Source organism: Pseudonocardia sp. DR1-2 (genome assembly GCF_023717215.1).
In the GTDB taxonomy this organism is placed as follows: domain Bacteria; phylum Actinomycetota; class Actinomycetes; order Mycobacteriales; family Pseudonocardiaceae; genus Pseudonocardia; species Pseudonocardia alni.
The window spans coordinates 768570-795404 of sequence record NZ_JAMQOF010000001.1; the positions used below are offsets into that span (position 1 = coordinate 768570).

27 protein-coding genes are annotated in these 26835 nt (G+C 74.7%); 14 read left to right on the top strand and 13 right to left on the bottom strand.

Going from position 1 to position 26835, the window contains the following annotated elements:
* Positions 1 to 2: 2 nt before the first annotated feature.
* Both ND486_RS03570 and ND486_RS03575 read right to left on the bottom strand, forming a co-directional pair.
* Positions 3 to 1640 (bottom strand): cytosine permease, encoded by a 1638-nt coding sequence (locus ND486_RS03570; protein ID WP_251782804.1) that lies wholly within the window; start codon positions 1638 to 1640, stop codon positions 3 to 5.
* Positions 1641 to 1930: 290 nt separating this feature from the next.
* Positions 1931 to 2710, bottom strand: coding sequence for a GNAT family N-acetyltransferase (locus ND486_RS03575; RefSeq protein ID WP_251782805.1), 780 nt, complete (start codon positions 2708 to 2710; stop codon positions 1931 to 1933).
* Between the two features lie 154 nt (positions 2711 to 2864).
* On the opposite strand from ND486_RS03575, the gene uraD reads away from it, so the two are divergent.
* Genes uraD through ND486_RS03595 form a run of 4 tightly spaced genes read left to right on the top strand, consistent with a single transcriptional unit; the run spans position 2865 to position 6097 of the window.
* On the top strand, positions 2865 to 3371 hold the full coding sequence (uraD, locus tag ND486_RS03580; protein WP_251782806.1) for a 2-oxo-4-hydroxy-4-carboxy-5-ureidoimidazoline decarboxylase: 507 nt from the start codon (positions 2865 to 2867) through the stop codon (positions 3369 to 3371).
* Positions 3368 to 3673, top strand: coding sequence for a hydroxyisourate hydrolase (locus tag ND486_RS03585; protein WP_251782807.1), 306 nt, complete (start codon positions 3368 to 3370; stop codon positions 3671 to 3673). The genes uraD and ND486_RS03585 overlap by 4 nt, the downstream gene beginning before the upstream one ends.
* Positions 3674 to 3675: 2 nt before the next feature.
* A complete protein-coding gene (pucL, locus tag ND486_RS03590; RefSeq protein WP_251782808.1) occupies positions 3676 to 4590 on the top strand; it encodes a factor-independent urate hydroxylase in 915 nt (304 codons plus the stop codon).
* 28 nt (positions 4591 to 4618) lie between these two features.
* Positions 4619 to 6097 (top strand): nucleobase:cation symporter-2 family protein, encoded by a 1479-nt coding sequence (locus tag ND486_RS03595; protein ID WP_208825237.1) that lies wholly within the window; start codon positions 4619 to 4621, stop codon positions 6095 to 6097.
* 96 nt (positions 6098 to 6193) lie between these two features.
* Here the strand turns inward: ND486_RS03595 and ND486_RS03600 are convergent, their stop codons facing one another.
* The 5 genes from ND486_RS03600 to ND486_RS03620 all read right to left on the bottom strand — a co-directional run bounded on the left by ND486_RS03600 (position 6194) and on the right by ND486_RS03620 (position 11772).
* A complete protein-coding gene (locus ND486_RS03600) occupies positions 6194 to 7114 on the bottom strand; it encodes a type IV toxin-antitoxin system AbiEi family antitoxin domain-containing protein (RefSeq protein WP_251782809.1) in 921 nt (306 codons plus the stop codon).
* Positions 7115 to 7325: 211 nt separating this feature from the next.
* Positions 7326 to 8147, bottom strand: a complete 822-nt coding sequence (locus ND486_RS03605) for an IclR family transcriptional regulator (protein ID WP_208825233.1) — start codon at positions 8145 to 8147, stop codon at positions 7326 to 7328.
* A 9-nt stretch (positions 8148 to 8156) separates the two neighbouring features.
* Positions 8157 to 9566: an allantoinase AllB gene (gene allB / locus ND486_RS03610; RefSeq protein WP_251782810.1), complete on the bottom strand. Its 1410-nt coding sequence runs from the start codon at positions 9564 to 9566 to the stop codon at positions 8157 to 8159.
* Positions 9563 to 10297, bottom strand: a complete 735-nt coding sequence (locus ND486_RS03615; protein ID WP_251782811.1) for an aspartate/glutamate racemase family protein — start codon at positions 10295 to 10297, stop codon at positions 9563 to 9565. Before ND486_RS03615 ends, allB begins: the two co-directional genes overlap by 4 nt.
* Positions 10297 to 11772, bottom strand: a complete 1476-nt coding sequence (locus tag ND486_RS03620) for an NCS1 family nucleobase:cation symporter-1 (RefSeq protein ID WP_251782812.1) — start codon at positions 11770 to 11772, stop codon at positions 10297 to 10299. The genes ND486_RS03615 and ND486_RS03620 overlap by 1 nt, the downstream gene beginning before the upstream one ends.
* 288 nt (positions 11773 to 12060) lie before the next feature.
* On the opposite strand from ND486_RS03620, the gene ND486_RS03625 reads away from it, so the two are divergent.
* The 6 genes from ND486_RS03625 to alc are packed head-to-tail and all read left to right on the top strand — an operon-like array spanning position 12061 to position 18079.
* The gene (locus ND486_RS03625; protein WP_208825226.1) at positions 12061 to 12453 is read left to right on the top strand and encodes an amidase; all 393 of its coding nucleotides are present in this window, start codon (positions 12061 to 12063) and stop codon (positions 12451 to 12453) included.
* A 20-nt stretch (positions 12454 to 12473) separates the two neighbouring features.
* Positions 12474 to 13262 carry a TIM barrel protein gene (locus tag ND486_RS03630; protein WP_251782813.1) on the top strand — a complete coding sequence of 263 codons (789 nt, stop codon included), beginning with the start codon at positions 12474 to 12476 and terminating at the stop codon, positions 13260 to 13262.
* Positions 13259 to 14140 (top strand): NAD(P)-dependent oxidoreductase, encoded by an 882-nt coding sequence (locus ND486_RS03635; RefSeq protein WP_251782814.1) that lies wholly within the window; start codon positions 13259 to 13261, stop codon positions 14138 to 14140. Before ND486_RS03630 ends, ND486_RS03635 begins: the two co-directional genes overlap by 4 nt.
* Positions 14137 to 15927, top strand: a complete 1791-nt coding sequence (gene gcl, locus ND486_RS03640; RefSeq protein ID WP_251782815.1) for a glyoxylate carboligase — start codon at positions 14137 to 14139, stop codon at positions 15925 to 15927. Before ND486_RS03635 ends, gcl begins: the two co-directional genes overlap by 4 nt.
* Positions 15924 to 17090, top strand: a complete 1167-nt coding sequence (locus ND486_RS03645; RefSeq protein ID WP_251782816.1) for a glycerate kinase — start codon at positions 15924 to 15926, stop codon at positions 17088 to 17090. The genes gcl and ND486_RS03645 overlap by 4 nt, the downstream gene beginning before the upstream one ends.
* Entirely contained in the window at positions 17087 to 18079 is a 993-nt protein-coding gene (gene alc / locus ND486_RS03650; RefSeq protein ID WP_251782817.1) for an allantoicase, read from the top strand. Before ND486_RS03645 ends, alc begins: the two co-directional genes overlap by 4 nt.
* Before the next feature lie 20 nt (positions 18080 to 18099).
* On the opposite strand, the gene ND486_RS03655 is transcribed toward alc, so the two are convergent.
* The 4 genes from ND486_RS03655 to ND486_RS03670 all read right to left on the bottom strand — a co-directional run bounded on the left by ND486_RS03655 (position 18100) and on the right by ND486_RS03670 (position 20622).
* A complete protein-coding gene (locus ND486_RS03655) occupies positions 18100 to 18564 on the bottom strand; it encodes a sodium-independent anion transporter (protein WP_167379054.1) in 465 nt (154 codons plus the stop codon).
* Positions 18565 to 18904: 340 nt separating this feature from the next.
* Positions 18905 to 19345, bottom strand: a complete 441-nt coding sequence (locus ND486_RS03660) for a hypothetical protein (protein ID WP_251782818.1) — start codon at positions 19343 to 19345, stop codon at positions 18905 to 18907.
* On the bottom strand, positions 19342 to 19542 hold the full coding sequence (locus ND486_RS03665) for a hypothetical protein (protein ID WP_062394657.1): 201 nt from the start codon (positions 19540 to 19542) through the stop codon (positions 19342 to 19344). Before ND486_RS03665 ends, ND486_RS03660 begins: the two co-directional genes overlap by 4 nt.
* A gap of 180 nt (positions 19543 to 19722) precedes the next feature.
* Positions 19723 to 20622 carry an oxaloacetate decarboxylase gene (locus ND486_RS03670; protein WP_100877903.1) on the bottom strand — a complete coding sequence of 300 codons (900 nt, stop codon included), beginning with the start codon at positions 20620 to 20622 and terminating at the stop codon, positions 19723 to 19725.
* 140 nt (positions 20623 to 20762) lie between these two features.
* Between ND486_RS03670 and ND486_RS03675 the strand changes: the two genes are divergently transcribed.
* The 4 genes from ND486_RS03675 (at position 20763) to ND486_RS03690 (ending at position 24161) form a co-directional block, all read left to right on the top strand.
* Positions 20763 to 21419: a GntR family transcriptional regulator gene (locus ND486_RS03675; RefSeq protein WP_062402948.1), complete on the top strand. Its 657-nt coding sequence runs from the start codon at positions 20763 to 20765 to the stop codon at positions 21417 to 21419.
* Positions 21416 to 22057 (top strand): isochorismatase family protein, encoded by a 642-nt coding sequence (locus ND486_RS03680; protein WP_251782819.1) that lies wholly within the window; start codon positions 21416 to 21418, stop codon positions 22055 to 22057. The genes ND486_RS03675 and ND486_RS03680 overlap by 4 nt, the downstream gene beginning before the upstream one ends.
* Positions 22058 to 23137, top strand: a complete 1080-nt coding sequence (locus tag ND486_RS03685) for an LLM class flavin-dependent oxidoreductase (RefSeq protein WP_208823614.1) — start codon at positions 22058 to 22060, stop codon at positions 23135 to 23137.
* 76 nt (positions 23138 to 23213) lie between these two features.
* Positions 23214 to 24161 (top strand): acyl-CoA desaturase, encoded by a 948-nt coding sequence (locus ND486_RS03690; protein ID WP_374231371.1) that lies wholly within the window; start codon positions 23214 to 23216, stop codon positions 24159 to 24161.
* A 20-nt stretch (positions 24162 to 24181) separates the two neighbouring features.
* On the opposite strand, the gene ND486_RS03695 is transcribed toward ND486_RS03690, so the two are convergent.
* Both ND486_RS03695 and ND486_RS03700 read right to left on the bottom strand, forming a co-directional pair.
* Complete coding sequence (locus ND486_RS03695) at positions 24182 to 25249, bottom strand: ABC transporter ATP-binding protein (protein ID WP_251782820.1); 1068 nt, start codon at positions 25247 to 25249, stop codon at positions 24182 to 24184.
* Entirely contained in the window at positions 25246 to 26835 is a 1590-nt protein-coding gene (locus ND486_RS03700; protein ID WP_251782821.1) for an ABC transporter permease subunit, read from the bottom strand. The genes ND486_RS03695 and ND486_RS03700 overlap by 4 nt, the downstream gene beginning before the upstream one ends.

Consider the following 26835-nt stretch of genomic DNA (forward strand, 5'->3'; position numbering starts at 1 on the left):
GGTCACACCTGGGCCGGGAGCAGGTGCTCGCCCGTCCGGTCGGTGCTCAGGCACAGCGAGCACACGTAGGCGTCGTGCGCGGGGCAGGCCGCCATGTCCGGTCGTTCCAGGTCCTGACCGCACACGTGGCACGGCACGGTGACGGCCGAGGGGTTGCCGTGCTCGTCGAGCATCGGCAGGTCGATGCCGTCGTCGGTGCGGCGCAGGTACCAGCGGCCCCGGGTGGCCAGCGCGATCACCGGGGGCAGCACCACCCCGAGCACGATCGCGACCAGCGGCGAGAACGGGGCGATCGCCTGGCCCAGCAGCCCGAAGAACGCCGCGATGGACAGCCCGCCCGCGACGACCACCGAGCCGAACCCGACCGGGTTGACCGCGTACAGCATGCCGCGGCGGAACTCCGGGACCTTCGGCGAGATGCCGAGCAGGTACTTGTTCACCACGATGTCGGTGGCGACCACGACGATCCAGGCGATGCCCATGTTGGCGTAGAACCCGAGGATCGCGTTGAGGAAGTCGAACATGTTCGCCTCCATCAGCACGAGCGCGATCACCAGGTTGACGCCGAGGAACACCAGCCGCCCGGGGTAGGTGCCGGTGACCCGGGTGAAGGAGTTGGTCCAGGCCAGCGAGCCGGAGTAGGCGTTGGTGACGTTGATCTTGATCTGGCTGATGACGACGAGCACCACGGCCAGGGTGATGGCCAGCCACGCGGGCATGAGCTCCTGGTAGATGGCCAGGAACTGGTGCACCGGCTCGTTGGCCACCGTCGCGCCGTCGGCCAGGTTCGCGATCAGGTAGACGGCGAGGAACAGCCCGACGACCTGCTTCGCCGCCCCGAACAGCACCCAGCCCGGTCCGGCGAGCAGCGTCGCGGCCCACCAGCGGCGGGCGTTCTCCGGGGTCCTGGGTGGCATGAACCGCAGGTAGTCGATCTGCTCGGCGATCTGGGCGATCAGCGACAGGCACACCCCGGCGGCGAGCATGACCGAGCCGAGACTCGGGGCGCCCGCGCCGTCCTCGCCCTGGTAGGCCAGGAACGTCGACACCGAGTCCGGGTGCGCAAGGAGCAGGTAGCCGAAGGGCAGCACCATCAGGACCAGCCACAGCGGCGTCGTCCACACCTGCAGCGTGGACAGCAGCGACATCCCGTACACGACCAGCGGGAAGATGATCACCGTGGACACGGCGTAGCCCGCCCACAGCGGCAGCCCCAGGCCCAGCTCGAGCCCCTGGGCCATGATCGAGCCCTCGAGGGCGAAGAAGATGAAGGTGAAGGTCGCGAAGATGACGTTGGTCAGGATCGAGCCGTAGTAGCCGAAGCCGCTGCCGCGGGTGATCAGGTCCAGGTCCAGGTTGTAGCGGGCCGCGTAGTACGCCAGCGGCAGCCCGGTCGCGATGATCACCAACGCGAACACGGCGATGCCCCACAGGGCGTTGACCGTGCCGTAGGCGATGCCGATGTTCGCGCCGATCGCGAAGTCGGCGAGGTAGGCGATCCCGCCGAGCGCGGTCACCCCGACGACGCCGGGCGACCACCGGCGGTAGCTGCGCGGCGCGAACCGCAGCGTGTAGTCCTCCAGCGTCTCGCGCGCGGCTCCCGCCGGCGCCGCCGCGGTCCGGTCCATCTCCTGCGTCATCGATGCCCCCACGGTGGCCGGGTCGGAGGACCACCGCTGAGGAATGCTGCGTTCCGCAACGACGGCGCCGGTTGCCGTCGGGTGACGACTGCGTGACACCGGCCCCGGACGATCCGGGCGCCGCGTGACGGCCGGCGGACCGGCCGGGACGACTGCGTGACGATCCGGGCACGACGGGTGCGTCCCCGCGCCGGACCGGCCACCGTGGTGGACGGGGTGGCCGGGGCGGACGGCGGCCCCGTGACGACGGTGGCGACGGGCGAGGGCGGGCGGGGACGCTGGGCGACCGGTCAGGAGGGCGGGTGTTCCCACATCGTCGTGCGGAACAGGTCCCAGAAACCCAGCCGGCGGTAGACCGGGTGGCCGTCGTCGCTGGAGATCAGCAGCGACGGCAGCCCGGGCGCGGCCGCGCAGACGGCCGCGGTGACCGCCCCGCCGAACCCGCGGCCCCGGTGCTCCGGCAGCACCGACACCCAGTCGACCTCGACCACGCCGTGGTGCACGCCCGCCCCGGCCGTCGCGACCGGCTCGTCCCCGGCGTACCCGACGACCAGGTGCAGCAGGTCCGCGGACCGCGGGTCCGCGACGGCCGGCCGCCCCACCTCGGCGAGGCCGTAGCCGGCGACCAGGACGCGCTCGAAGTCGGCCGGGTCGGCGTCGGGCACCGTCCGGATCCGCAGGCCCGGCGGGGGCGGCGGCAGCGGTCCCGGCGGGCGGAACATCAGCGGCGGATGGCCGACCCGCACCAGCCCGTACCCGCCCAGGTCGGGCAGCGCGAACAGCGAGAGCAGCACCCACCAGCGGTGCGGCGGGAAGAACCCGGCCGCGTCGTCGAGCACCCGGCGCAGGTCGCCGGGGCCCGGCGGGGCGGTCAGGACGACCGCGTTGTCGTAGCCGAACGGGGACCCGGGGTCGGCCAGGACGGCACCGGCCACCCGTCGCGCCCGCCCGCCGGACCGGGCCGCCATGGCGGTGGTCCGGTCGGCGTAGGCGTGCACAAACCGGCGCGCGAGGCTGTCGCCGACCGGGCTGTCCGGCTCCCAGCCGGTGGTGAGCGTCTCGGTGGCCATGACCGGGGATGGTCCGCCGGTCCCGCGTGCTCCGGCAGGGCCGTTCGGCCGGGTGACCCTTGACACCCTGCCGTCGCGAAACCAACACTGATGACACTTCGGAACCACGATTCCGCATCGTGAAACTTCACGGACCAGTACGGAAGCAGGACCCATGCCGGACGACCTGACCCTCGACCGACTCAACACCGCCCCACCCGACGAGCTGCGCCCGGCCCTGCGTGCCTGCGCCACCTCGCCGGGGTGGGCGGACCGGCTGCTGGCCGGTCGCCCCTACGGCAGCGTCGACGACGCCGTCGCCGCGGCGGAGAAGGCGGTCCTCGCCCTGGACAGCGCCGAGATCGACGCCGCGCTGGCCGGGCACCCCCGCATCGGCGAGCGCCCCGGCGGCGCCCATTCCGACGGCGCCGCGTTCTCCCGTTCCGAACAGTCCGGTGTGGACACCGGTGCGGACACCGCCGCCCGGCTCGCCGCCGGCAACGCCGCCTACGAGCAGCGCTTCGGCCACGTCTTCCTGATCCGGGCCGCCGGCCGCGACGCCGGGCAGATCCTCGCCGAGCTGGAGCGCAGGCTGGGCAACGACCCGGCCGCCGAGCGCGCCGAGGCCGCCGGTCAGCTGGCCGAGATCACCGCCCTGCGGATGCGGCAGGTGCTGGCATGAGCAGCTTCTCCACCCACGTCCTCGACGCCGCGGCGGGCCGCCCGGCCACCGGCGTCCCGGTCACCCTGACCGGCGCGGACGGGACCGTGCTGGCGTCGGGCACCACCGACGACGACGGTCGCTGGCGCGCCCCGGAGTCCGCCACGCTCACCGCGGGGGTGCTGCACCGGATCACGTTCACGACGCCGAGCCCGTTCTTCCCGGAGGTGTCGATCGCGTTCCGCCCGGAGCGCACCGACCGCCACCACCACGTCCCGCTGCTGCTGTCGCCCTACTCCTACTCCACCTACCTCGGGAGCTGATCATGTCCGTCTCGGTCCACCTCGGCGACAACAAGTACGGCAAGGCGGAGGTCCGCGTAGTGCGGGTCGTGCGCGACACCGCCCGGCACGAGATCACCGACCTCAACGTGACCAGCCAGCTGCGCGGCGCCGCCCTGGAGAGCAGCTACCTGACCGGCGACAACTCCAAGGTCGTCGCCACCGACACCCAGAAGAACGTGGTGTACGCCTTCGCCTCCGAGCACGGGATCACCTCGCCCGAGGAGTTCCTGCTGCTGCTCGGCGACCACTTCACCGGCGAGTTCGACTGGATCACCGGCGGGCTCTGGCAGGCCGAGCTGTACGAGTGGGAGCGGATCGTCGTCGACGGCGCCGGGCACGACCACTCGTTCGTCCGGAAGGGCCGGGCCACCCGGCTGGCGACGGTGCAGAAGACCGGCGGCGCCACCCACGTCACCGCCGGGCTGAAGGACCTGACCGTGCTGAAGTCCACCGGCAGCGAGTTCCACGGCTTCCCGCGCGACCGCTACACCACCCTGGTCGAGACCGACGACCGCATCCTCGCCACCTCGGTGACCGCGCGCTGGCGCTACCTGCCCGAGGCCGTCGCCGCCGGGATCGACTTCAACGGCGCCTACGACGCGATCGGCGCGGCGATGCTGTCGGCGTTCGCCACCACCCACTCGCTCGCGCTGCAGCAGTCGCTCTACGAGATGGGCCGGGCCGCGATCGAGGCCTGCGACGGCGTCGCCGAGATCCGGTTCGCGATGCCCAACAAGCACCACTTCCTGTCCGACCTGTCGCCGTTCGGGCTCAAGAACCCGAACGAGGTCTTCCACGCCGCCGACCGCCCCTACGGCCTGATCGAGGGCACCGTCGTCCGCGACGGCGTGACCCCGGCGCCGGAGGCGTGGACCGACGTGCCGTCCTCCGTCTGACCCGCCACTCCCACCGAGGGGATCCGCCATGAGCACGGAACAGGCAGTACGTCCGGAGGACGAACGGCTCGGCATCGGGCCGACGCTCGGCTACGGCGTCCAGCACATCCTCGCGATGTTCGGGGGCGTGATCGCGGTACCGATCATCATCGGCGGTGCGGCCGGGCTCACCCCCGCGCAGAGCGCCGTGCTCGTCGCCTCCGGGCTGTTCGTCAGCGGGCTCGCCACCCTGCTGCAGACCCTCGGCCTACCGTTCTTCGGATCGCAGCTGCCGCTGGTGCAGGGCACCTCGTTCGCGTCGGTGTCGACGATGATCGCGATCGTCGGCGACGACGGCACCGACGGCCTGCGCACCGTCTACGGCGCGGTGATCGTCGCGGCCGCGGTCGGGCTTCTCATCACCCCGTTCTTCGCCCGGGTGGTACGGCTGTTCCCGCCGGTGGTGACCGGGTCGATCATCACCGTGATCGGGCTGTCGCTGATGCCGGTGGCGACCGGCTGGATCACCGGCCGGGAGACCGTCACCGTGGGCGGGGCGACGGTGCCCAACCCCGAGTTCGCCGCCCTGCCCTCGATCGCGCTGGCCGGGTTCACCTTCCTGGTGGTGGTCGTCGCCGGGAAGATCGCGGTGCTCTCGCGGCTGTCGGTGCTGCTCGGGCTGCTGGTCGGGACCGTCGTCGCACTGGTGGCCGGGCTGAGCGACTTCTCCGGCGTCGGCGGGGCGAGCGTCGCCGCGCTGCCCGCGCCGTTCGCCTTCGGCACCCCGCTGTTCACGGTCGGGGCGACCGTCTCGATGGTCATCGTGGTCCTGGTGATCATGGTGGAGACCACCGCCGACATCCTCGCGGTCGGCGAGGTCGTCGAGACCCGGGTCGACGCCCGCCGGGTCGGCGACGGGCTGCGCGCCGACATGGCTGCCTCGGTGGTCGCGCCGGTGTTCAACTCCTTCCCGGCGACGGCGTTCGCCCAGAACGTCGGGCTCGTCGCGCTGACCGGGATCCGGAGCCGGTTCGCCGTCGCCGCCGGGGGGTTGCTCCTGCTCGTCCTGGGGCTCTCCCCGATGGCGTCCGCGGTGTTCTCGGCGATCCCGCAGCCGGTGCTCGGCGGGGCGGGCATCGTGCTGTTCGGCACGGTCGCCGCCAGCGGGATCCGGACACTCGCCGCCGTCGAGTACCGCGGGACCAACAACATGGTGATCGTCGCGGCGTCGGTGGCGTTCGGCCTGGTCCCGGTGGTCTCGCCGGACTTCTGGGCGAACTTCCCGGACTGGTTCGCGACGATCTTCCACTCCGGCATCAGCTCGGCGGCGATCGTCGCGGTGCTGCTCAACCTGTTCTTCAACGTGTTCGCCCCCGGCCGGCCGTCGGCGCCGTCGGTCGTCGCGGCGGGCCCGCCGGTGCTGGTGCAGACCGGGGAGATCCGGATCCTGGCCTCGGGCGAGGTGCTGGGCCCCGAGTCCTACGAGCCGGTCACGGCGAAGCCGGGCACCCAGGTCAGGGACGACTGAGCGCCGCGGCATGATCGTCGTTCCGGAAGGGTCCGGTGCCGTCCGTGGCACGGATCCCTTCCGGGACGACGATCACCGCTGCCGGTCAGGGGCCGGTCACGCTGCGGCGGCCAGGACCTCACGGACACGGCGCACGACGAGCTCCGGTGCTCCGGTCAGGTCCGCCCAGGTGAACCGCAGCAGGACCCACCCCGCGGTGCCGAGCGCGTTGCCCTTGCGCCGGTCCGCGGCGAAGCGCTCGGCGTCCACGTGCCAGGCCCAGCCGTCGACCTCGATCGCCAGCCTGCGCTCCGGGAACGCCAGGTCCAGCGTCCACGGGCCGAACCGGTGGCCGTGCACCCACCCGGTCACACCCGCCTCCCGGAGCAACCGCATCATCCGGCGCTCGGCCACCGAGTCGGCACGGTCGGCGCATGCGACGAGGAGCTCCCCCATCCCCCGGTTCCCGCGGGCACCCATGTGCCGGCAGTAGGCCGCGTGCAGCTCGGCGAAGCCGACGTGACGTTGCAGGGCGCGGTCGAGGAAGCGAGGTCCCGCCACCGGGGCGGTCTCGAGCACGGTGCACGTCGGCGTCGTCACCGCGACGCCGTGCAGGACCGTCCGGTCGGCCGGGTCCAGGACCCGCCTCCGCAGCGTCACCCCGGGGGCGGGGACCCGGTGCATCGTGCGCGGGACCGTGAACCCGATCGTGCCGGGTGGCTCGTCGAGCATCCGGTGCCAGAACGCGGCTGCGGGTCCGCTCAACGTCGCCCGCGGACCCGCCCAGAGCGCCGCCGCTCGGACCCTGCTCTCGTGTCCCGGTCGGTGCCCGGCGACCAGGTAGACCCCGGGGTGTATCACGCACCATGCCCCGGTCGACGCCCGGCGGGCGACGGTGCGCCCCGACATACCGCAGGCGATGGCCTGGGCCCGGCTGATGACGCCGGCCTGCCGGACCAGCAACGCGGCGAGCCCTCCGGCCACGCCGGAGGGACCGGCGGAGGGGATGTCGTGGCCGCTGTCCGGGCTCTCGGTCATCGCCGGAGCATCCGGCCGCGGCGCCCCGGCCGGGCCCGTTCGCTCCGTTCCGGTGGCGATCGCGAACCGCATCCCCGTGGTGATCGAGGACTCGGAAGGGATCGGTGCCGGCAGTGGCACCGATCCCTTCCGGATCTCCGATCATGGTCGGGCCCGTCGGAGTCCGACGGCGTCGGCCGCGGTGTGGCCGACGCCGACAGGAGGCCCGGCCTCAGACCCCTGCGGCGTCCTGCCGGGCCAGCTCGGCCACCAGCGCGTCGGCCACGGACCGCAGCTTCGGCACGGCGGAGTCGAGGAGCGCGTCGGTCATCCGGGTCGTCGGGCCGGAGATGGACACCGCGGCGGGCAGCGGCCCGTCGAGCGCGACGGCCACGCACCGCACCCCCAGCTCCTGCTCGCCCTCGTCGACGGCGTACCCGGCGGCACGGACCTTGTCGAGCTCGGCGAAGTACTCCTCGGGCGAGGTGATCGTGTTGTCGGTGTGCCGCACGAAGTCGGTGTGCCGCAGCACCTCCCGCGCCCGCTCGACCGGCATCCGGGACAGCAGCGCCTTCCCGACGGCGGTGCAGTGCGGCGACACCCGTCGCCCGACCTCGGTGAACATCCGCATCGAGTGACGGCCGGGCTCCTGGGCGACGTAGACGACCTGGTTCCCCTCCAGCAGCGCCAGGTTGGCGCTCTCCCCCAGGTCGTCGACCAGGCCGGCGAGCCGCGGGCGCGCCCACATGCCCACCAGGCGTCCGGCGGTGTCGCCGAGGCGCACCAGGCGGGGGCCGAGGGCGTACTCGCGCGAGGACTGCTGGCGGACGTAGCCGCGCCCGGCCAGGGTCCGGACGAGCCGGTGGATGGTCGGCAGCGGGAGCCCGGAGGTGGCCGCGAGGTGGGACAGGCTGACCGTGCCACCCGCGTCGGCCATCGCCTCCAGCAGGTCCACGGCCCGTTCCACGGACTGCACGGTCCCCGAGCGGGCCGGTGCCGCCGCGGCGACGTCCGCGGCGGCACCGACGCGACTGTCGGGATCGTTCTTCCGCATGACGGAAGTCTAGCCCTGCTCGGGCGGTGCGGCCGGGACCTCGGTGCCGTCCGGGGCGCCGGGTGCACCCGTCATCCGCTCCACCGAGCCGCGGCGCAGCAGCCTGCCGTGCGGCTCACCGGACACGTCGACGTCGCGACCGCCCAGGACGGTGCGCCGGACCACGCCGGACAGCGACCGGCCGGCGTAGGCACTCACCTTGTTCTTGTGGTGCAGCCGGTCCGGGTCGACGACGAAGGCGGCGTCGGGGGCGAAGACGGCGAGGTCGGCGTCGTAGCCGAGCGCGATCCGGCCCTTGGAGCGCAGCCCGACCAGGTCGGCGGGCTTCGACGCCATCCACTGGACCACCTGCGCGAGCCCGATGCCGCGCCGGCGGGCCTCGCTCCACACCAGCGACAGCCCCAGCTGCAGCGACGACACCCCGCCCCAGGCGAGCCCGAAGTCCCCGGAGTCGAGCAGCTTCAGCTCGGCGGTGCTGGGCGAGTGGTCGCTGACGATGCAGTCGATCGTCCCGTCGAGCAGCCCCTCCCACAGCAGTTCCCGGTTCGACGCCTCGCGGATCGGCGGGCAGCACTTGTGCGTGGTGGCGCCGTCGGGGATCTCCTCGGCGAACAGCGTGAGGTAGTGCGGGCAGGTCTCGGCGGTGATCCGGACGCCGTCGCGCCGCGCGGTCGCGATCATCGGGAGCGCGTCGGAGGAGGACACGTGCAGCACGTGCGCGCGTGCCCCGGTCCAGCGGGCCCGCTCGATGACCTCGGCGATCGCCAGGTTCTCCGCGCCGCGCGGACGCGAGCGCAGGAAGGTGTCGTACTTCGCGCCGTGCGGGGTGGGGGCCTTCTCGATGGCCCGGGAGTCCTCGGCGTGCACGATCATGACGGCGTCGAAGGTGGCCAGCTCGGCCATGTCGCGTTCCATCTCGTCGGCGTCGAGCGGCGGGAACTCGTCGACGCCGGAGTGCAGCAGGAAGCACTTGAACCCGAAGACGCCCTCGTCGTGCAGGCCGCGCAGGTCACCGAGGTTGCCGGGCACGGCGCCGCCCCAGAACCCGACGTCGACGAACGCCTGGTGCTCGGCGACCTTGCGCTTCACCTCCAGTGCCGCGACGTCGACGGTCGGCGGGATCGAGTTCAGCGGCATGTCGACGATCGTGGTGACCCCGCCCGCCGCGGCGGCCCGGGTCGCCGAGGCGAAGCCCTCCCACTCGGTGCGGCCGGGCTCGTTGACGTGCACGTGGGTGTCGACGAGGCCGGGCAGCAGCACCTCGTCGTCGGCGAGGTCGATCACCCGGGCCCCGTCGAGGCCGTTGCCGAGCGGCTCGATGGCGACGATCCGCCCGCCGGTCACGCCGATCTCGCGGGGCTGCTCGCCCGCCGTGGTCATGATCCGCTTCCCGCGGACCACCAGGTCGTAGCTGGTCATGACATCTCCAGGGGGAATCCGGTGATCTTCTTGGTACGGGGCGCCGCGTAGGTGCGGCTCGTCGAGGTGGTCAGGCCGAGCCGGACCAGCGACTCGGCGACGGTGACCGCGGCCTGCACCCCGTCGACGACGGGCACCCCGGTCTCCGCGCGCACCTTCGCATCCAGCCCGGCCATGCCGCCGCAGCCGAGGCAGATCACCTCGGCGTGGTCCTGCTCGACCGCGGCCCGGGCCTGCTCGACGATCGCGGCGACCGCGCGGTCCGGGTCCTGCTCGAGCTCCAGCACCGCGAGCCCGGAGGCGCGCACCGAGGCGCAGCGCCGGTCCAGGCCGGCCAGCAGCAGGCGGTCGGAGATCAGCGGCACGGTGCGGTCCAGGGTGGTCACCACCGAGTAGCGGTGGCCGAGGTACATCGCGGTGGTCGCGGCGGCCTCGGTGATGTCGACGACGGGCACGTCGAGCATCTCCTGCAGGCCCTCACGGCCGTGCTCGCCGTAGCCTGCCTGGATCACCGCGTCGAACCGCTCGCCGGAGGCGGCGTAGCGCGCGACGGCGTCGGCGACCCCGACCGCGGCCAGGTAGCTCTCCAGGTTGCCCTCGACCGACTCGGCGCCGAACCGGGGCGTCAGCCCGACGATCTCGGTGCCCGGCGCCGCGACGGAGCGGGCGGAGGCGGCGATGGCCTCCGTCACCGACGCGGTGGTGTTGACGTTGACGACGACGACGCGCATCAGTGCCCCCCGGTCGGTGCGACGGCCAGCGACTCCCCGGAGACCGCGTGGTGGGTCCGTCCGCGCGGGGCGACGAGCACGGTCAGCAGCGCCGCGATCCCGGCGCCGAGGAACCAGCTGAACGGCGCGACGGGCTCCAGCGCGGGGACGAACCCGACGGCGACGGCGACCACCGCGGAGGGCACGAACACCGCGACCGCGCGCCGGTTGACCCCGCCGCGGTAGTGGTAGGCGCCGGTGCTCGCCTCGGTGTAGAGCGCGGGGACGTCGATGCGTCCGCGCCGCACCAGCCAGTAGTCGGCCATCACGATCCCGAACAGCGGGCCGAGCAGCGCACCGAGCACACCCAGGAAGTAGGTGATCACCACCGGGGAGTCGTACAGGTTCCAGGGCAGGATGATCAGCCCGATCAGCGCGCTCACCACCCCGGCCCGGCGGAAGTCGAGCACCCGCGGAAACAGGTTCGACAGGGCGTAGCAGGGGGCCACGAAGTTCGCCATCAGGTTGACCGCGATCGTCAGGATCAGCAGCGCCGCGGAGGCGACCAGCAGCAGCGGGGTGTTGGGGATGGTGTTGACGACGTCGGCCGGGCTGGAGATCACCTGGCCGCCGATCCGCAGCTGGCCGCCCGCCAGCACCACGACGACGACACCGAAGAACAGGGTGTTCGGCAGGATCCCCCAGAAGCTGCCACGCCGGACCGCTCCGGTGGACACCGCGCCGCGGGTGAAGTCGCAGAAGTTGAGGACGAAGGTGCCGTAGATCGCCGTCCACAGCGACGCCCCGGCGAGGATCTGCACCCACATCGCCCCGCCGGTCAGCGGCTCGGGCACCGACAGCGCGATGTCACCACCGGTCTGCCACAGCACCCAGCCCGCGAGCACGGCGAGGGTCACCAGCACGATCGGGCCGGCGACGGCCTCGTAGCGGCGGATGCCGTCCATGCCGCGCAGCAGGATCGCCACCTGCACGACCCACAGGACGACGAAGCAGATCCAGCCCAGCACCGACAGCCCCAGGAACGACACCTGCTCCAGCGCACCGGCCGACGGCGCCACGGCCAGGACCATCACGACGAGCACCCGGGTGGCGAGATAGGTCTGGATGCCGAACCAGGCGATCGCGACCGCGCCCCGCACCAGGGCCGGGAGCTGGGCACCGCGCACGCCGAAGGCGATCCGGCTCATCACCGGGAACGGCAGCCCGGTGCGGTAGCCCATGTACCCGGCGACGGTGAGCAGCACGAACAGCACCAGCGCGCCGATGCCGAGCGAGACCAGGATCTGCCAGGCGCCGAGGCCGAGCGCGAACAGGCCGAGCGCGAAGCCGTAGTTGCCCAGGCTGTGCACGTCGACGGCCCACAGGGTGAAGATGTTGTAGGCCTTCCACGACCGTCCCTCGACGGTGGTCGGCGCGAGGTCGCGGTTGTAGAGCCGGGGGCTCGGTGCGTCGGCGCCGTCCTGCGTGACGGGCACGGCGGCCACCCGCTCACCGGTCGGCGCTGCTGCGGATCGGTCGCTCGTTCCGGGTCCCGTCATCGGGGCCACCTCGGTTCCCACGTCGTGGCGCGTCCAACGTAACGCGCTGATTTCCGCGATGTGAAACGAATCTCTTACGTTGCGGAATCACGCTATGGCGCCGGTCACGCAAGCGTCAAGGGGTCGCCGCCGACGACGATGCTTGACAGCCCCCCGATGCCGTGGTCCGATTCACACCGCACAACGGAATCACTTTTCCGCATTGCGGAATGATCGGAGGCTCCGGTGACTGCCCTCTTCTGTTCCGGTGACGCGATGCGCGGCGGCCGGCTCCACCACAACGTGTCCGCCCACCCGTTCCTGGGCGGGGTCCGGACCGCTCCGCACTACCGCATGTACTCGGTACGCGACCAGTTCCCGGCCCTGCTGGAGGACCCCTCCGGGGGCGTGCCGCTGGCCGGGGAGATCTACGACGTCCCGCTCTCGGCGATCCGCACCGACTTCCTCCCCGACGAGCCGCCGGAGCTCGAGCTCACCGTCATCGAGCTCGACGACGGCCGCGACGTCCTCGCCGTCGGGCTGCGGCCCGGTGTGCTGGAGCGCCAGCGCGACGAGCTCACCGACATCACCGCCCACGGCGGGTGGCGGGCCTACCGGGGACTGCCCGAGCCCGCCTGAGGACCGAGGAGGCCCCTGAAGTGCGCTACACCGTCAACTGCTCCATCGTGTTCCCCGACCTGCCGCTGCTCGACCGGCCCGCGGCCGCCGCGGCGGCCGGCTTCGACGCCGTCGAGTTCTGGTGGCCGTTCACCGACTCCGTGCCCGGCGACCACGAGGTCGACGCCTTCGTCACCGCCGTCGCCGACGCCGGCGTCACCCTCACCGGGCTCAACTTCACCGCGGGCGACATGCCCGCGGGCGAGCGCGGCATCCTGTCCGACCCGGCCCGCGCGAGCGAGTTCGCCGACAACGTCGCCGTCGCCGTCGGCATCGGCGAGCGGCTCGGCACGCTCGGCTTCAACGCCCTCCACGGCAACCGGCGCGACGACCTGGACCCGCGCGTCCAGGACGAGACCGCCGTCCGCAGCCTCGCACTGGCCGCCGACGCGGCCGCCCGCATCGGCGCCGTCGCGCTGCTCGAACCGGTCAGCGGCGTCGGCGCCTACCCCCTGAAGACCGCCGACGACGCCGTCGCCGTGCTCGACCGGGTCGGGTCGCCGCACCTGCGGCTGCTGCTCGACGTCTACCACCTCGCCGTGAACGGCGACGACCCCGCGGCCGCGATCGACCGCCACGCCGACCGGATCGGCCACGTCCAGATCGCCGACGCCCCCGGCCGCGGCGAACCCGGCACCGGGGACCTGCCGATCGCCGACCTGCTCGCCCGGGTCGCCGCCGCCGGCTACGACGGCCCGGTCAGCCTCGAGTACAAGCCCGTCACCGCCGACCCGTTCGGCTGGCTGACCAGGGAAGGAGCCCCCGCATGAGCACCATCGCCTTCGTCGGCCTCGGGATCATGGGCGGCCCGATGGCCCGCCACCTCGTGAAAGCCGGGCACGACGTCGTCGGCCACAACCGAAGCACGGGGAAGGCCGAGGCCCTCGCCGCCGACGGAGGCCGGGCCGCCGCGACGGTCACCGAGGCGGTGACCGGCGCCGACGTGGTCGCGCTGATGCTGCCCGACTCCCCCGACGTCGTCGACGTCTGCACGCGCGACGGCGGCGTGTTCGACACCGCGGAGCCCGGCACCCTGGTGGTGGACTTCTCCACGATCCGCCCCGACGTCGCCCGTGACCTCGCCGCCCGCGCGGCCGAGCGCGGCCTGCGGATGCTCGACGCCCCGGTCTCCGGCGGCCAGGCGGGCGCCGAGAACGCCGCCCTGTCGATCATGGTCGGCGGGGAGGAGGCCGACGTGGCCGCCGCCCGCCCGCTGCTCGACGTCGTCGGGAGCACCGTCGTGCACGTCGGCCCGTCCGGGGCCGGGCAGACCGTCAAGGCCGCGAACCAGCTGATCGTCGCCGGGAACATCGCCCTGCTCGCCGAGGCGATCGAGTTCCTGCGCGCGCACGGCGCCGACCTCGACGCCGCCGTCCGTGTGCTCGGCGGCGGGCTCGCCGGCTCGAAGGTCCTCGACCAGAAGGCCCCGAAGATGCTGGCCGGGGACTACGCCCCCGGCTTCCGGATCGACCTGCACCACAAGGACATGGGCATCGTTGCCGACTCCGCCCGCGAGGCCGGGGTGGTCGCCCCGGTGGCCGCGCTCGTCGCCCAGCTCGTCGCCGCCACCCGGGCCGCCGGGGACGGCGGCCTCGACCACTCCGCCCTGCACCGCACCGTCCGCCGCCTGAACGGGGAGTCGTCATGACCCGGATGACCGCGGCCGAGGCCGCCGTCCGCATCCTGGAGGCCGAGGGTGCCACGCAGGCGTTCGGCGTGCCGGGTGCGGCGATCAACCCCTTCTACGCCGCGATGCGCGCCCGCGGCACGATCGGCCACGTCCTGGCCCGCCACGTCGAGGGCGCCTCGCACATGGCCGAGGGCTTCACCCGCGCGCGCCCGGGGAACATCGGCGTCTGCATCGGCACCTCCGGCCCGGCGGGCACCGACATGGTGACCGGGCTGTACTCGGCGTCGGCGGACTCGATCCCGATCCTGGCGATCACCGGGCAGGCGCCGGTCGCGCGGCTGCACAAGGAGGACTTCCAGGCCGTCGACATCGCGGCCATCGCGGCACCGGTCACCAAGATGGCGATGACCGTGCGCGAGGCCGCGCAGGTGCCGGGCGCGTTCGCCCAGGCGTTCCACCTCATGCGGTCCGGCCGGCCCGGTCCCGTGCTGATCGACCTGCCGATCGACGTGCAGCAGACCGTCATCGACTTCGACCCCGACACCTACGCCCCGCTGCCGGTGCACCGCCCCGCGATGACCGGCCCGCAGGCGTCGCGGGTGCTGGACCTGCTCGCCGAGGGCGAACGGCCGCTGATCGTCGCGGGCGGCGGCATCGTCAACGCCGACGCCTCCGCCGAGCTCGTCGAGCTGGCCGAGATCCTCGGCGTCCCGGTCGTGCCGACCCTGATGGGCTGGGGCACGATCCCCGACGACCACCCGCTCGCCGCGGGGATGGTCGGGCTGCAGACCGCGCACCGCTACGGCAACGCCACCTTCCTGGCCTCCGACGTCGTCGTCGGGATCGGGAACCGCTGGGCCAACCGGCACACCGGTGGGCTGGACACCTACCGGCGCGGGCGCCGGTTCGTGCACGTCGACATCGAGCCCACCCAGATCGGGCGGGTGTTCGCCCCCGACTACGGCGTGGTCTCCGACGCCGGGGCCGCGCTGCGCGTCCTGCTGGCCGAGGCCCGCCGCCGCCGCGACGCCGGGACGCTGCCGGACCGCAGCGCGTGGGCGGAGTCGTGCCGCGAGCGGAAGGCGACGCTGCTGCGGCGCACCGACTTCGGCTGCGTCCCCATCAAGCCGCAGCGGGTGTACCAGGAGATGAACCGGGTCTTCGGCCCGGAGACCCGCTACGTGACGACGATCGGGCTGTCCCAGATCGCGGCCGGCCAGTTCCTGCACGTCTACCGGCCCCGGCACTGGGTCAACTGCGGTCAGGCCGGACCGCTCGGCTGGACCATCCCGGCCGCGCTGGGCGCCGTCGTCGCCGACCCGTCGACCCCGGTCGTCGCGCTCTCGGGCGACTACGACTTCCAGTTCATGCTGGAGGAGCTCGCGGTCGGCGCCCAGTTCGGACTGCCCTATGTGCACGTCGTGGTCAACAACTCCTACCTGGGCCTGATCCGGCAGGCACAGCGCGCGTTCGACATGGACTTCCAGGTCTCCCTGGCCTTCGACAACATGCACGCCGACGAGGAGCTGACCGGGCTGCCCAAGGGCTACGGCGTCGACCACGTCCGCGTCGCGGAGGGGCTGGGCTGCGTGGGGCTGCGGGTCACCGAGCCCGACGAGATCGCCACGACCCTGCGCCGGGCGTCGCAGCTGGCCTCGGAGCACAAGGTGCCCGTCGTGGTCGAAGTGGTGCTGGAGCGGGTCACGAACATCGCGATGGGCACCGAGATCGACGCCGTCACCGAGTTCGAGGACCTCGCCGAGACCCCCGCCGACGCCCCCACCGCGCTGGCCCACCGCCGGTGAGCGCGATCCTGCTGGCCCCGGACAAGTTCAAGGGCTCGCTGGACGCCGCCGCCGTCGCCGACGCGCTCGCGGCCGGGATCGCCGACGTCGACCCGGGCCGTCCGGTGCGCCGCTGCCCGGTCGCCGACGGCGGCGAGGGCACCGTCGCCGCGGCTCTCGCCGCCGGGTGGGAGCCGGTCACGACCGCCACGACCGGCCCCACCGGGGCTCCGCTGACGGCCGTCTGGGCCCGCGACGGCGTGTCCGCGCTGGTGGAGCTGGCCTCGACGGCCGGGCTCGCGGTCCTGCCCGGCGGGGAGCGCGCCCCGGGCGGCGCGGGCACCGAGGGGCTCGGCACCGTGCTCGCCGCGGTGCTCGACGCCGGGTGCACCGACGTCGTCGTCGGGCTCGGGGGCAGTGCCACCACCGACGGCGGCGCCGGGCTGCTGCGCGGGCTCGGCGCCCGGGTCCTGGACGCCGGTGGCGCCGAGGTCGGGCGGGGCGGCGCGGCGCTGGCCCGGGCCGACCGGCTCGACCTGGCCGGGCTGCACCCACGGCTGCGGGACCCGGCCGTGCGGGTCCGGCTCGCCGCCGACGTCGACAACCCGCTGCTCGGCCCGCACGGCGCCGCGGCCGTCTACGGCCCGCAGAAGGGCGCCGACGCCGCCGGGGTCGCCGCGCTCGACGACGCGCTGGCCCGCTGGGTACGGGTGCTCGCCGCCGCCACCGGCACCGACGCCGACGCGCTCGCCGCGGCGCGCGGCGCCGGTGCCGCGGGCGGGGCGGGGCTCGCGCTGACCGCCGTCTGCGGGGCGCGCGTCGCACCCGGTGTCGGTACGGTCCTGGAGCTGACCGGCTTCGGCGACGAGCTGGCCGGCGCCGGTCTCGTCGTCACCGGGGAGGGCAGGCTGGACGCCCAGACCCTGCACGGCAAGGCCCCGGCCGGGGTCGCCGCCGCCGCCCGCGCGGCCGGGACCCCGGTCGTCGCCGTCGCCGGGCAGGTGACCCTCGGCCCGGCCGCACTGCGGGCCGCGGGTTTCGTCGCGACCTACGCCCTCACCGACACCGCCCTCGACCACCGCGACGCGGTCGACCGCGCCGCCGAGCTGCTGCGTCTGCTCGGCGCCCGGATCGCCACCGACCACCCGTCCCCCACCCGCCCGATGATCAGGAGCAGACCGTGACCGACCCCTCGCTCATCGACCTCGCCTCCCGCGCGCTCGGCGGCTCGGTCGTCGCCGCGAACGACGAGTTCTTCGCCCAGCGCGAGAACCTCATCACCGCCGCCCCGCCGCGCTTCGACCCCGACGAGTTCGGTCTGAAGGGCAAGGTCTACGACGGCTGGGAGACCCGGCGCCGCCGCGAGCCCGGCCACGACTGGGCCCTGGTCCGCCTGGGCGCGCCGGGCGTGGTGGACCACGTCGTCGTCGACACCTCCTGGTTCAAGGGCAACTACCCGCCGGAGATCGCCGTCGAGGCGACCGCCGTCGACGGCCACCCCTCCCCCGACGAGCTGGAGAAGGCGCCCTGGCACGAGATCGTGCCGCGCTCGGCGTGCGCCGGGCACACCGCCAACGTCTATCCGGTGACCGACACCCGCCGGGCCACCCACCTGCGGCTGATCATGCACCCGGACGGCGGGATCGCCCGGTTCCGGGTGCTCGGCCGGGTGCTGCCCGACCCGCGGTTCCTCGAGGGCACCGTGGACCTGCTCGCGGCGGAGAACGGCGGGCACGTCACCGGCTGCTCCGACGAGTTCTACTCCTCCCCCGGCAACCTGCTGCTGCCCGGGAAGGCGCGGCACATGGGCGAGGGCTGGGAGAACGCGCGGCGCCGCGACGGCGGCAACGACTGGGTCGAGTTCGCGCTCGCCGCGGGCGGGGTCCCGCGGCACGTGGAGGTCGACACGACCTGGTTCGTCGGGAACGCGCCGGGCTGGGTCTCGATCAGCACCCGCGACGAGCGCACCGGCGGGTCGTGGACCGTGCTGCGCGACCGCGAGCGGGTGCAGCCCGACACCCGGCACCGTTTCCTGCTGCCCGGCGCCGCACCGGCCACCCACCTGCGTCTGGACGTGTTCCCCGACGGCGGGCTGTCCCGGCTGCGGTGCTGGGGCGAGCTCGACGAGGACGGCGCGGCCGCCGTGCGCCGCGCCCTCGACGCGGCGGGCTGACGGCCCGGGGCCGGTCGGGGTCAGGTACCGGCCGAGACCGGCCTGCCACCCGTGCGGTCGTCGCCGGCCCGGCGCGGCCCGGGCACGGTCCCGGTTCCACCGGCGGTGTCGGCACGGGCCGCGGTCAGCGTCCGGACGGCGACCTCGGCGGAGGGGAAGGCGCTGCAGCGCTGCAGGACCTGGCGGGCGCGCAGCGGCAGCAGCTCCGCCCGGCCGCCGCACCCGGCCAGGTGCAGCCGCACGCCGTCGGCACGCGAGCGGGCGACGACCGCACCGAGCCGCTCGGTGGCGGGCCCGTCGAAGGCGTTGACCCCGGAGAGGTCGACGACGACGTGACCCGGGGTCCGGCCGCACCGCGCCTGCGCGTCGAGCATCCGCGCCAGCGCCTCCACCCCCGCACGGTCCAGCCGCCCGGACACCCGGACCAGCCGCACCCCCGGTCCCGCCGTCTCGACCGCCAGTCCGATCGCCGTCTGCCCCGCCACGTCCGCCTCCTCGCCGCGCCGGGCCCGCCCGGGCCCGGATACGCGCGGCCTTCCCGGTGCTCCGGGGTCTACACGCGCACGGAGGGCTTGATCGATACCGTCGCCCGGTTCGGGGAAACCGGACCAATCCGGCCGTTCCGCGTGATATACATCACCTCGCGTGAGCCACCGGCACGCACCCGCCTCGTCGCGGGCCACGCACCCCGAGGACCCACCACCCGTCGCTGGGGAGCGGACGGGTGGTCGCCCCGGCCGGGGCCGGCGGATTCGGGACCGCCGACCCCGGCCGACTCGGCCCCACCCACCACCGTCCGGGGCGGTCGCACGGCCCCGTCGGAGGTCAGGCCGGGCGGTGCCCCGGCGCGGGTGCGGGCCTGCCGTGGGCACGCGGCACGCGCGGCGGGACACCGGCCCGCTCGGCGGGGTGCAGCCGGTCCGCGCCGATCGCGGGCCGGACCGGCACCGGGCGCAGCCGGCCACGCGCCGCGGCCGTGAGCACCTCGACGACGGCCTCGAACGACGGGTACCGCCCGTCGGGCAGCGGGAGGAGCTGCTGGCGGACCACGCCGCTCACCCCCCACGCCTCGGCCTCGGCGAGGACCTGCCAGCGGTGGGCGGGCCAGCGCAGACCGGCCAGCACGCGTCCGAGGTTCTCGCGCAGCCGCTCCAGGTCACCCGACGACACCGGCAGCGGGTCGACCGGCGACAACGCGGTCCGGGCGGCGGGCACCGGCGCGGGGACCGGGCGCAGCGCGCGTCCCGGCACGGGGGGTGCGCTCACGCGGCCCACCCCGTCTCCAGCTCGGGCTGCTGCGCCCCGCTGCACGCCGGGTCACCGTCGAGGTGCCGGTAGGAGAAGGCGGGCCTCTCCAGCGGGGTCGCGGGGTCGGAGTGCCGGAAGATCCGACAGACCGAGCCGTCCGCGACCGACGACCAGCATCGTTCGCAGATGCGGAGCCGGGGAGTGTTCTGCTGCACGATCCACCGCCTGGGGCGATTCCGGGACCCTGCCCGCCCGCCCGTTCCGGTCGACGTCCGCAGGTCGGCAAGGTCATCTCTCCTGAGTGTGGTGGACGACATATCGACCCGCCACTCCTGACCGTGTATCGCCAACCCTTCCGTAGCGGGACGTGTACGGCGCGGGGCGACCGGGAACTCTCACTCCCCCTCCGCGCGGTAACGCTGCTCCAGCTCACGGACCTCCCCGATCCCGGCGAGCTCGGCGAACGCGTCGAGGCCGCCGAGCCGGTCGATCAGCGACGCCGGGGTGCCCTCGGCCCGCAGCCGCTCCAGCAGCTCCCGCATCCCGGCCGTCGCCGCGAGCAGGGTGCCCACGGGGAACAGGACCAGGGCGAACCCGAGCTCGGCGAGCCGGTCGCGCGACAGCGGCGGGGTGCGGCCGCCCTCGGCCCAGTTGAACACCAGCCGGTGCCCGGCCAGCGCGGTCGCGACGGTCTCGATGTCGCGCTCGGACGTCGGCGCCTCCACGAACAGCAGGTCGGCGCCGGCGTCGGCGAACCGGCGGGCCCGGTCGATCGCCGCGTCCAGCCCGTCGACGGCGGCGGCGTCGGTCCGCGCGATCACCAGCAGGTCCGGGTCGGTGCGGGCGTCGACGGCGGCCCGCACCTTCGCGGCCATCTCCGCGGCGGGCACCACCTGCTTGCCCGCGAGGTGCCCGCACCGCTTGGGCATGACCTGGTCCTCCAGGTGCAGCGCGGCGACCCCGGCCCGCTCGTAGTCGCGGACCGTGCGGATGACGTTGAGCGGATTGCCGTAGCCGGTGTCCGCGTCGGCGATCAGCGGCAGGTCGACGGCGTCGGCCAGCCTGCCCGCATGCGCGGCCATCTCCGCACCCCCGAGCAGGCCGACGTCGGGCCGGCCGAGGAGCCCGGCCGTCGTCCCGAACCCGGTCATGTAGACGACGTCGAACCCGGCCTGCTCGACCAGCCGCGCGGACAGCGCGTCGTAGGCGCCGGGGGCGAGCACCGGGGTGCCGGCGTCGAGCAGGGCACGCAGGCGCGCCCGGCGGTTCCCGGGTCGGCTGAGGAGGTCGGCCACGGCGGGGTCCCTTCGTCGAGCTGGATTGTGTACACGTGTGTCGTCCACTCTGCCCGTCATCCGGACGTAACAACAGGTGGAGCCTTGTGCGTGACCGGCGGCACTCGTAGGTTGCATACAGCCCGACGCCGGAGGTGACGATGGTCGACACGACCCCCCGGCGCGCCTCCGAGCGCGCCCAGGCTGCGCTGCGCGAGGAGATCCTCACCGGCGCGCTGGCCGCGGGCGCCCACCTGGGCGAGGTCGAGCTCGCCGACCGCCTCGGGGTGTCGCGCACCCCGGTCCGCGAGGCGCTGTCCCGGCTCGCCGCGGAGGGGCTGGTCGAGCTGCACCCGCACCGCGGTGCGCGGGTCGCCACGTTCTCCGAGGCCGACCTCGACGACATCTTCGGGGTCCGCACCGCGCTGGAGCCGCGGGCCACCGCGCTGGCCGCCGCCCGCGCGACCGCCGCCGACCTCGACGAGCTCGACGACCTCGCCGGCCGCATGCTCGCCGTCGGCGGCCCCGGCCCCGGGCAGGACCTCGACGCCCTGGTCGCCCTGAACCGGCGGTTCCACGCCCGGCTGCTCGAGATCGCCGACACCCCCGCGCTCGCCTCCGCGCTGGCCGGCGTCGTGCACGCCCCGGTCGTGCTGCGCACCTTCCACACCTACGACGCGGCGTCGCTGGCCCGCAGCCTCGCCCACCACGCCGAGATCGTCGCCGCACTGCGCGCCGGCGACGGCGGCTGGGCCTCCGCGGTGATGGTCAGCCACATCGCCAACGCCCGCGCCGTGATGACCGGGGACCGCCGGTGACCGGGGCCGGGGCGGGACCGCACGGTGCGCCGTTCTCGGGCCGGGTCGGCTGGGGCGCGGCACCGGCCGTCGTCGTGGTGGACCTCGTGGCCGCCTACACCGAGCCGGACGGGCCCTTCTTCCTCGGGGACGCCGCCACCGCGGAGCGCGTCACCGGCGGCTGCGACGCCGTGGTCGCCGCGGCCCGCGCGGGCGGGCACCCGGTCGTCTGGACCGTCGTGCGCTACGCCGCCGACCTCGCCGACGCCGGGTTCTTCGCCGCGAAGGTCCCCGCCCTGTCCTGCTTCGCCGAGGGCGCCCCCGGGGACTGGGGCCGGCTCGTCCTCGACCCGGCGCCGGGCGAGGCGCTGCTGGCCAAGCAGCACGCGTCCGCCTTCGCCGGGACCTCGCTCGCCGCGACGCTGCGGGCCCGCGGGGTCGACACCGTCGTCGTCACGGGGGTGTCGACGTCGGGCTGCGTCCGCGCCACCGCCACCGACGCGCTCGCCGCCGGGTTCCGCCCGGTCGTCGTCGACGACGCCTGCGCCGACCGCGACGCCGGCGTCCACGCCCGCAACCTGGCCGACCTCGACGCCAAGTACGCCGACGTCGCCGACCTGCCCAGCACCGTCACACAGCTGTCCACCCCGGAGGTCTGAGTGCACTACGGCGTCTTCATCCCGAACGCGACCAACGGCTACATCCTGTCCACCGGCAGCCCGCAGTACCGGCCGAGCTTCGCCCACAACGTGGCGATCACCCAGGAGGCCGAGCGCCAGGGCCTCGACTTCGTGCTCTCGATGATGAAGCACCGCGGGGCGGGCGGGCCGAGCGACTTCTGGGGCGAGTGCCTGGAGTCGTTCACCCTGTTCGGCGGGCTCGCCGCGGTGACCGAGCGGATCGGGCTCTACCCGTCGGTGACCACGCTGGCCACCCACCCGATCATGGCCGCCCGGATGGTCGCGACGATCGACGAGATCTCCGGCGGACGCTGCGGGCTCAACATCGTGACCGGCTGGAACAAGCCCGAGTACACGCAGATGGGGCTGTGGCCCGGCGACGAGTACTTCGAACGCCGCTACGCCTACGCCGCCGAGTACGTCCGGGCGCTGCGCGCGCTGTGGAGCGAGGGGACCGCGACCTTCTCCGGCGAGTTCTTCTCCTTCGACGACGCCGACATGCGCCCCAAGCCGCTGCACACCCCGACGATCGTCTGCGCGGGCCAGTCGCCGGCGGGCCAGGCGTTCACCGCCGAGCACGGCGACCGGAACTTCATCATGGCCGAGCGCTCGAAGGTCGGGGACATCGCCGCCGGGGTGCGCCGGCTCGGCGACGAGGCGGGCCGCGACGTCGGCACCTACGCGCTGTACTGCATCATCGCCGAGGAGACCGACGACGAGGCCGACCGGCTGTGCGCGCACATCGTCGAGAACGCCGACCTCGAGGCCATCAGCTACATGACCACCGGGGCGTCGCTGGACACCAACCCGGACGGCACCTCGGCCCAGCTGCTGGCGTCGCTGGAGCGCCCCGCCTCGGAGGGGAACATGGCGTTCCTGTCACTGCCGGTGGTGAAGGGCTCCTACGAGCGGGTCGCGGCCCAGCTCGACGAGATCGCCGCGACCACCGGCATCGACGGGGCGCTGCTCACCTGGCCCGACTTCGTCGACGGCGTCACCAAGTTCGGCGAGCGCGTGAAGCCGCTGCTGCGGGAGGCCGCCCAGCCCGCCACGGCCTGAGGAGTCCCCACTCACGGTGCGTGAGGGGGGCTGTCCCCACTGTCCGTTCTGGTGCGAGCCGGAACCATCGGGGGGTGTGACCGACACCCGGCCCGCGCCGCGCTCCGACTTCTCCGACCGGCTCCGGCATCCCGTTCCGCACCTGTTCGTCTACGCGTTCGCGATCGTCCCGGCGGTCGCGCTCGTCGCCGCGGTCCCGCTCGCATGGGGCTGGGGTCTGACCTGGCTCGACGCCGGCCTCGCACTCGGCCTCTACGTCGTGTCCATGCTGGGGGTGACCGTCGGTTTCCACCGCTACTTCACCCACGGGTCGTTCACCGCGAACCGGCCCCTGAGGATCGCGCTCGCCGTCGCGGGCAGCCTCGCCGTCCAGGGGCCGGTCCGGCACTGGGTGGCCGACCACCGCCGTCACCACGCCTACGCCGACGCCGAGGGCGACCCGCACTCGCCGTGGCGCTACGGCACCTCCCCCGCCGCGCTGGTCCGCGGCTTCTGGCACGCCCACATGGGCTGGATCTTCGACCGGTCGCTGACCGACCAGCGCCGCTTCGCCCCGGACCTGCTCGCCGACCCCGACATCGACCGGGTCCACCGCGGCTTCACCGTCCTGACGATCCTTTCCGTGTTCGGGCCCGGCGTCGTCGGCGGCCTGCTGACCTGGTCCTGGTGGGGCGCGTTCACCGCGTTCTTCTGGGCCGGGCTGGTCCGGGTCGCGGTGTCGCACCACGTCGCGTGGTCGACCAACTCGATCTGCCACCTCGTCGGTGAGCGGCCGTACCGGGCCCGGGACCGCTCCACCAACGTCTGGCTGCTCGCCGTCCCGAGCATGGGCGAGTCCTGGCACAACCTGCACCACGCCGACCCCACCTCGGCCCGGCACGGCGTCGGCCGCGGCGAGATCGACATCTCGGCCGGGACGATCCGGCTGTTCGAGAAGCTCGGGTGGGCGTGGAACGTCCGCTGGCCGACCGAGAAGCGGCTGGCGAAGCTGGCCGCCCGGCCGGACGAGCCGGCCGCCGCCTGAGCCCGGCCCCGGGGTCCCGCTCAGCGGGGTCCCGGGACGGCGGGCACGACGTGCACGGCACCCCGCGACCGCACGCGGCACCGGTCGCCGGGGTGCGGCACCCGGTCCGTCCCGGCCCGCACCCGCACCACGGTGCCCCGGTCCGGGACCCGTCCGTCGAGCAGCACGGTGACCAGCACGGCGTCGCCGACGAAGTCGACGGTGCCGACCCGGGCGGGCGCGCCGGGACCGTCGGCGCCGGCCAGCTCCAGCTCCTCGGGGCGCAGCACCGCCACCAGCGGTGCCGCCGGGACGTCCGCGGTGCGGCAGGGTGCGGCGCCCAGCGCGGTCGTGACCGTGCCGTCCGCCACCCGGGCGGGCAGCAGCACCGCGTCGCCGACGAAGCCGGCGACCCGGGCCGAGGCGGGGGCGGCGTAGAGCTCGCGCGGCGGTGCGGTCTGCTCCAGGCGGCCGTCGTGCAGAACGGCGACGCGGTCGCTGACCGCCAGCGCCTCCCGCCGGTCGTGGGTGATGAGCACCCCGGTGGCGTCCGCGGCCCGCAGCGCCGCGACGACCTCCCCGCGGACCTGCTCGCGCAGCCCGGCGTCGAGCGCGGAGAACGGCTCGTCGAGCAGCACCACCCGGGGGTCCGGCGCAAGTGCCCGGGCCAGGGCGACCCGGCGGCGCTCCCCGCCGGACAGGGCGTGTGGCAGCCGGTCGGCCTCGGCGGTCAGGCCGACCAGCGCCAGCAGCTCCGCGACGCGCCCGCGCGCGGCGGCGGCCGGGCGCCGGCCGGGCCCGCGACGCAGCCCGAACCCGACGTTGCCGGCCACGGTCAGGTGCGCGAACAGCGCCCCCTCCTGCGGGACGAGCCCGACCCGGCGCCGCTCCGGCGCGACGGCGGTGACGTCGTCGCCGTCGAGGTGCACCGTCCCGGCCGCGGGCCGGTGCAGCCCGGCGACCACCCGCAGCAGCGTCGTCTTCCCGCTGCCCGACGCGCCGAGCACCGACACCAGCTCACCCGGCGCGACGTCGAGGTCGATCCCGTGCAGCACCGGGTCCCGGCCGTAGCCCGCCCGCACCCCGCGCACCGACAACCCGGTCCTCATCGCTCTCCTCCCGGCCCGCCCGCGGTGGCCCGGACCAGCAGCGCCGCGGGGACGCACGCCAGCAGCAGCAGCGCCAGCGCCGCGGGGGCGGCCGCGCCGAAGGCCCCGAGCGAGGTCTGCGACCACAACCGGGTGGCCAGGGTGTCGATCCCGGTCGGGCGCAGCATGAGCGTCGCCGGGAGCTCCTTCATCGCCGTCACCGCCACGAGCAGCCCGCCGGCGGCCACCCCGGGCGCGGCCTGCGGCGCCGTCACCGACCACCAGGTCGACCACGGCGTCCGGCCGAGGGTGCGGGCGACCTCCTCGGCCTCGACCGGCACCCGCTCGACCGCCGCGCGGGTCGCACCGAGCGCCTTGGGCAGGAACAGGATCGCGTACCCGAACACCAGCACCGCCGCGGTCTGGTAGAGCGCCGGGACCAGCACGAGGGACAGGAACACCAGGGCCAGCCCGACGACGACCCCCGGCAGCCCCTGCCCGAGGTAGGCCACCGACTCGGTCGCGGCGACCGCGCGGGACCGGTACCGGGCCGCGAGCACCCCGACCGGCAGCGCCATCGCCACCGCCAGCAGCGCGGCCGCGCCGGACAGCAGCAGCGTCCACCCCGCCGCGACGGCCAGCCGCGGCAGGTCGGCGTCCACCCCGCCGGCGGCGACGACCCGGCCGACCAGCACGGCGGGCGGCCCGACCAGCGTCACCGCCGCGACCGCGCCCAGACCGGCGACGACCGCGGCGCCGGCGGCCGGGCGCAGCCGCACCGGTGCGGCCGCGGTCGGCGCGGTGCCCGCCCTGGCCCCGGTGAAGCGGCGCCGGGCGGCCCGCTCGGCCGCGACCAGGCCGAGCGTCGCGGCGGCCAGGACCAGCGCGGTCACCGCCGCGCCGGTCCGGTCGACGGTCCCCTCGTAGGCGGCCTGCACCGCCCAGGTGAACGACTCGTAGCGCAGCAGCGCGGGCGCCCCGAAGTCGGCGAGGGTGTACAGCGCCGCGAGCAGCGTCCCGGCCAGCGCGGCGGGCAGCGCCTGCGGAAGCGTGACCCGGCAGAACGCGCTCACCGGGCCGAGGCCGAGGGTGCGGGCGGCGTCCTCCGGCCCGGTGTCGGCGGCGCGCAGGGCGGCGGCCGCGGGCAGCGTCACGTACGGCGTGCAGGCCAGCACCAGCACGACGGCCAGCGGGCCGAGACCGCGGGCCTCGGGCCGGACCGCGAGCACCGCGAACGCGAGCAGGTAGGACGGCACGGCCAGCGGCAGCGCGGCCAGCACCCACCACAGCCCGGGTCGGGGCAGCCGCACGCGGACCAGCGCCGTCGCGGTGGCGAGGCCCAGCAGCAGGCAGCCGGCGCCGACGACGGCGACCAGCACCGCCGAGTTCAGCGCCAGGGTGAGCGTCCGTTCGCGCGCGAGCAGCGCGGCGACCCGCCCGGGGTCGGCGCCCGCGACCCGGACGACGAGCCACACCAGGGGCAGCGCGGCGCACGCGGCGACGACCACCGCCGCGCCCAGCAGGGCACGGGGTGGTCGTCGCCGGCGCCGCACCGGGGCCGGCGGGCCGGCCGGCGCGGTGCGGGGCGGGGACCGGCGCAGCAGCAC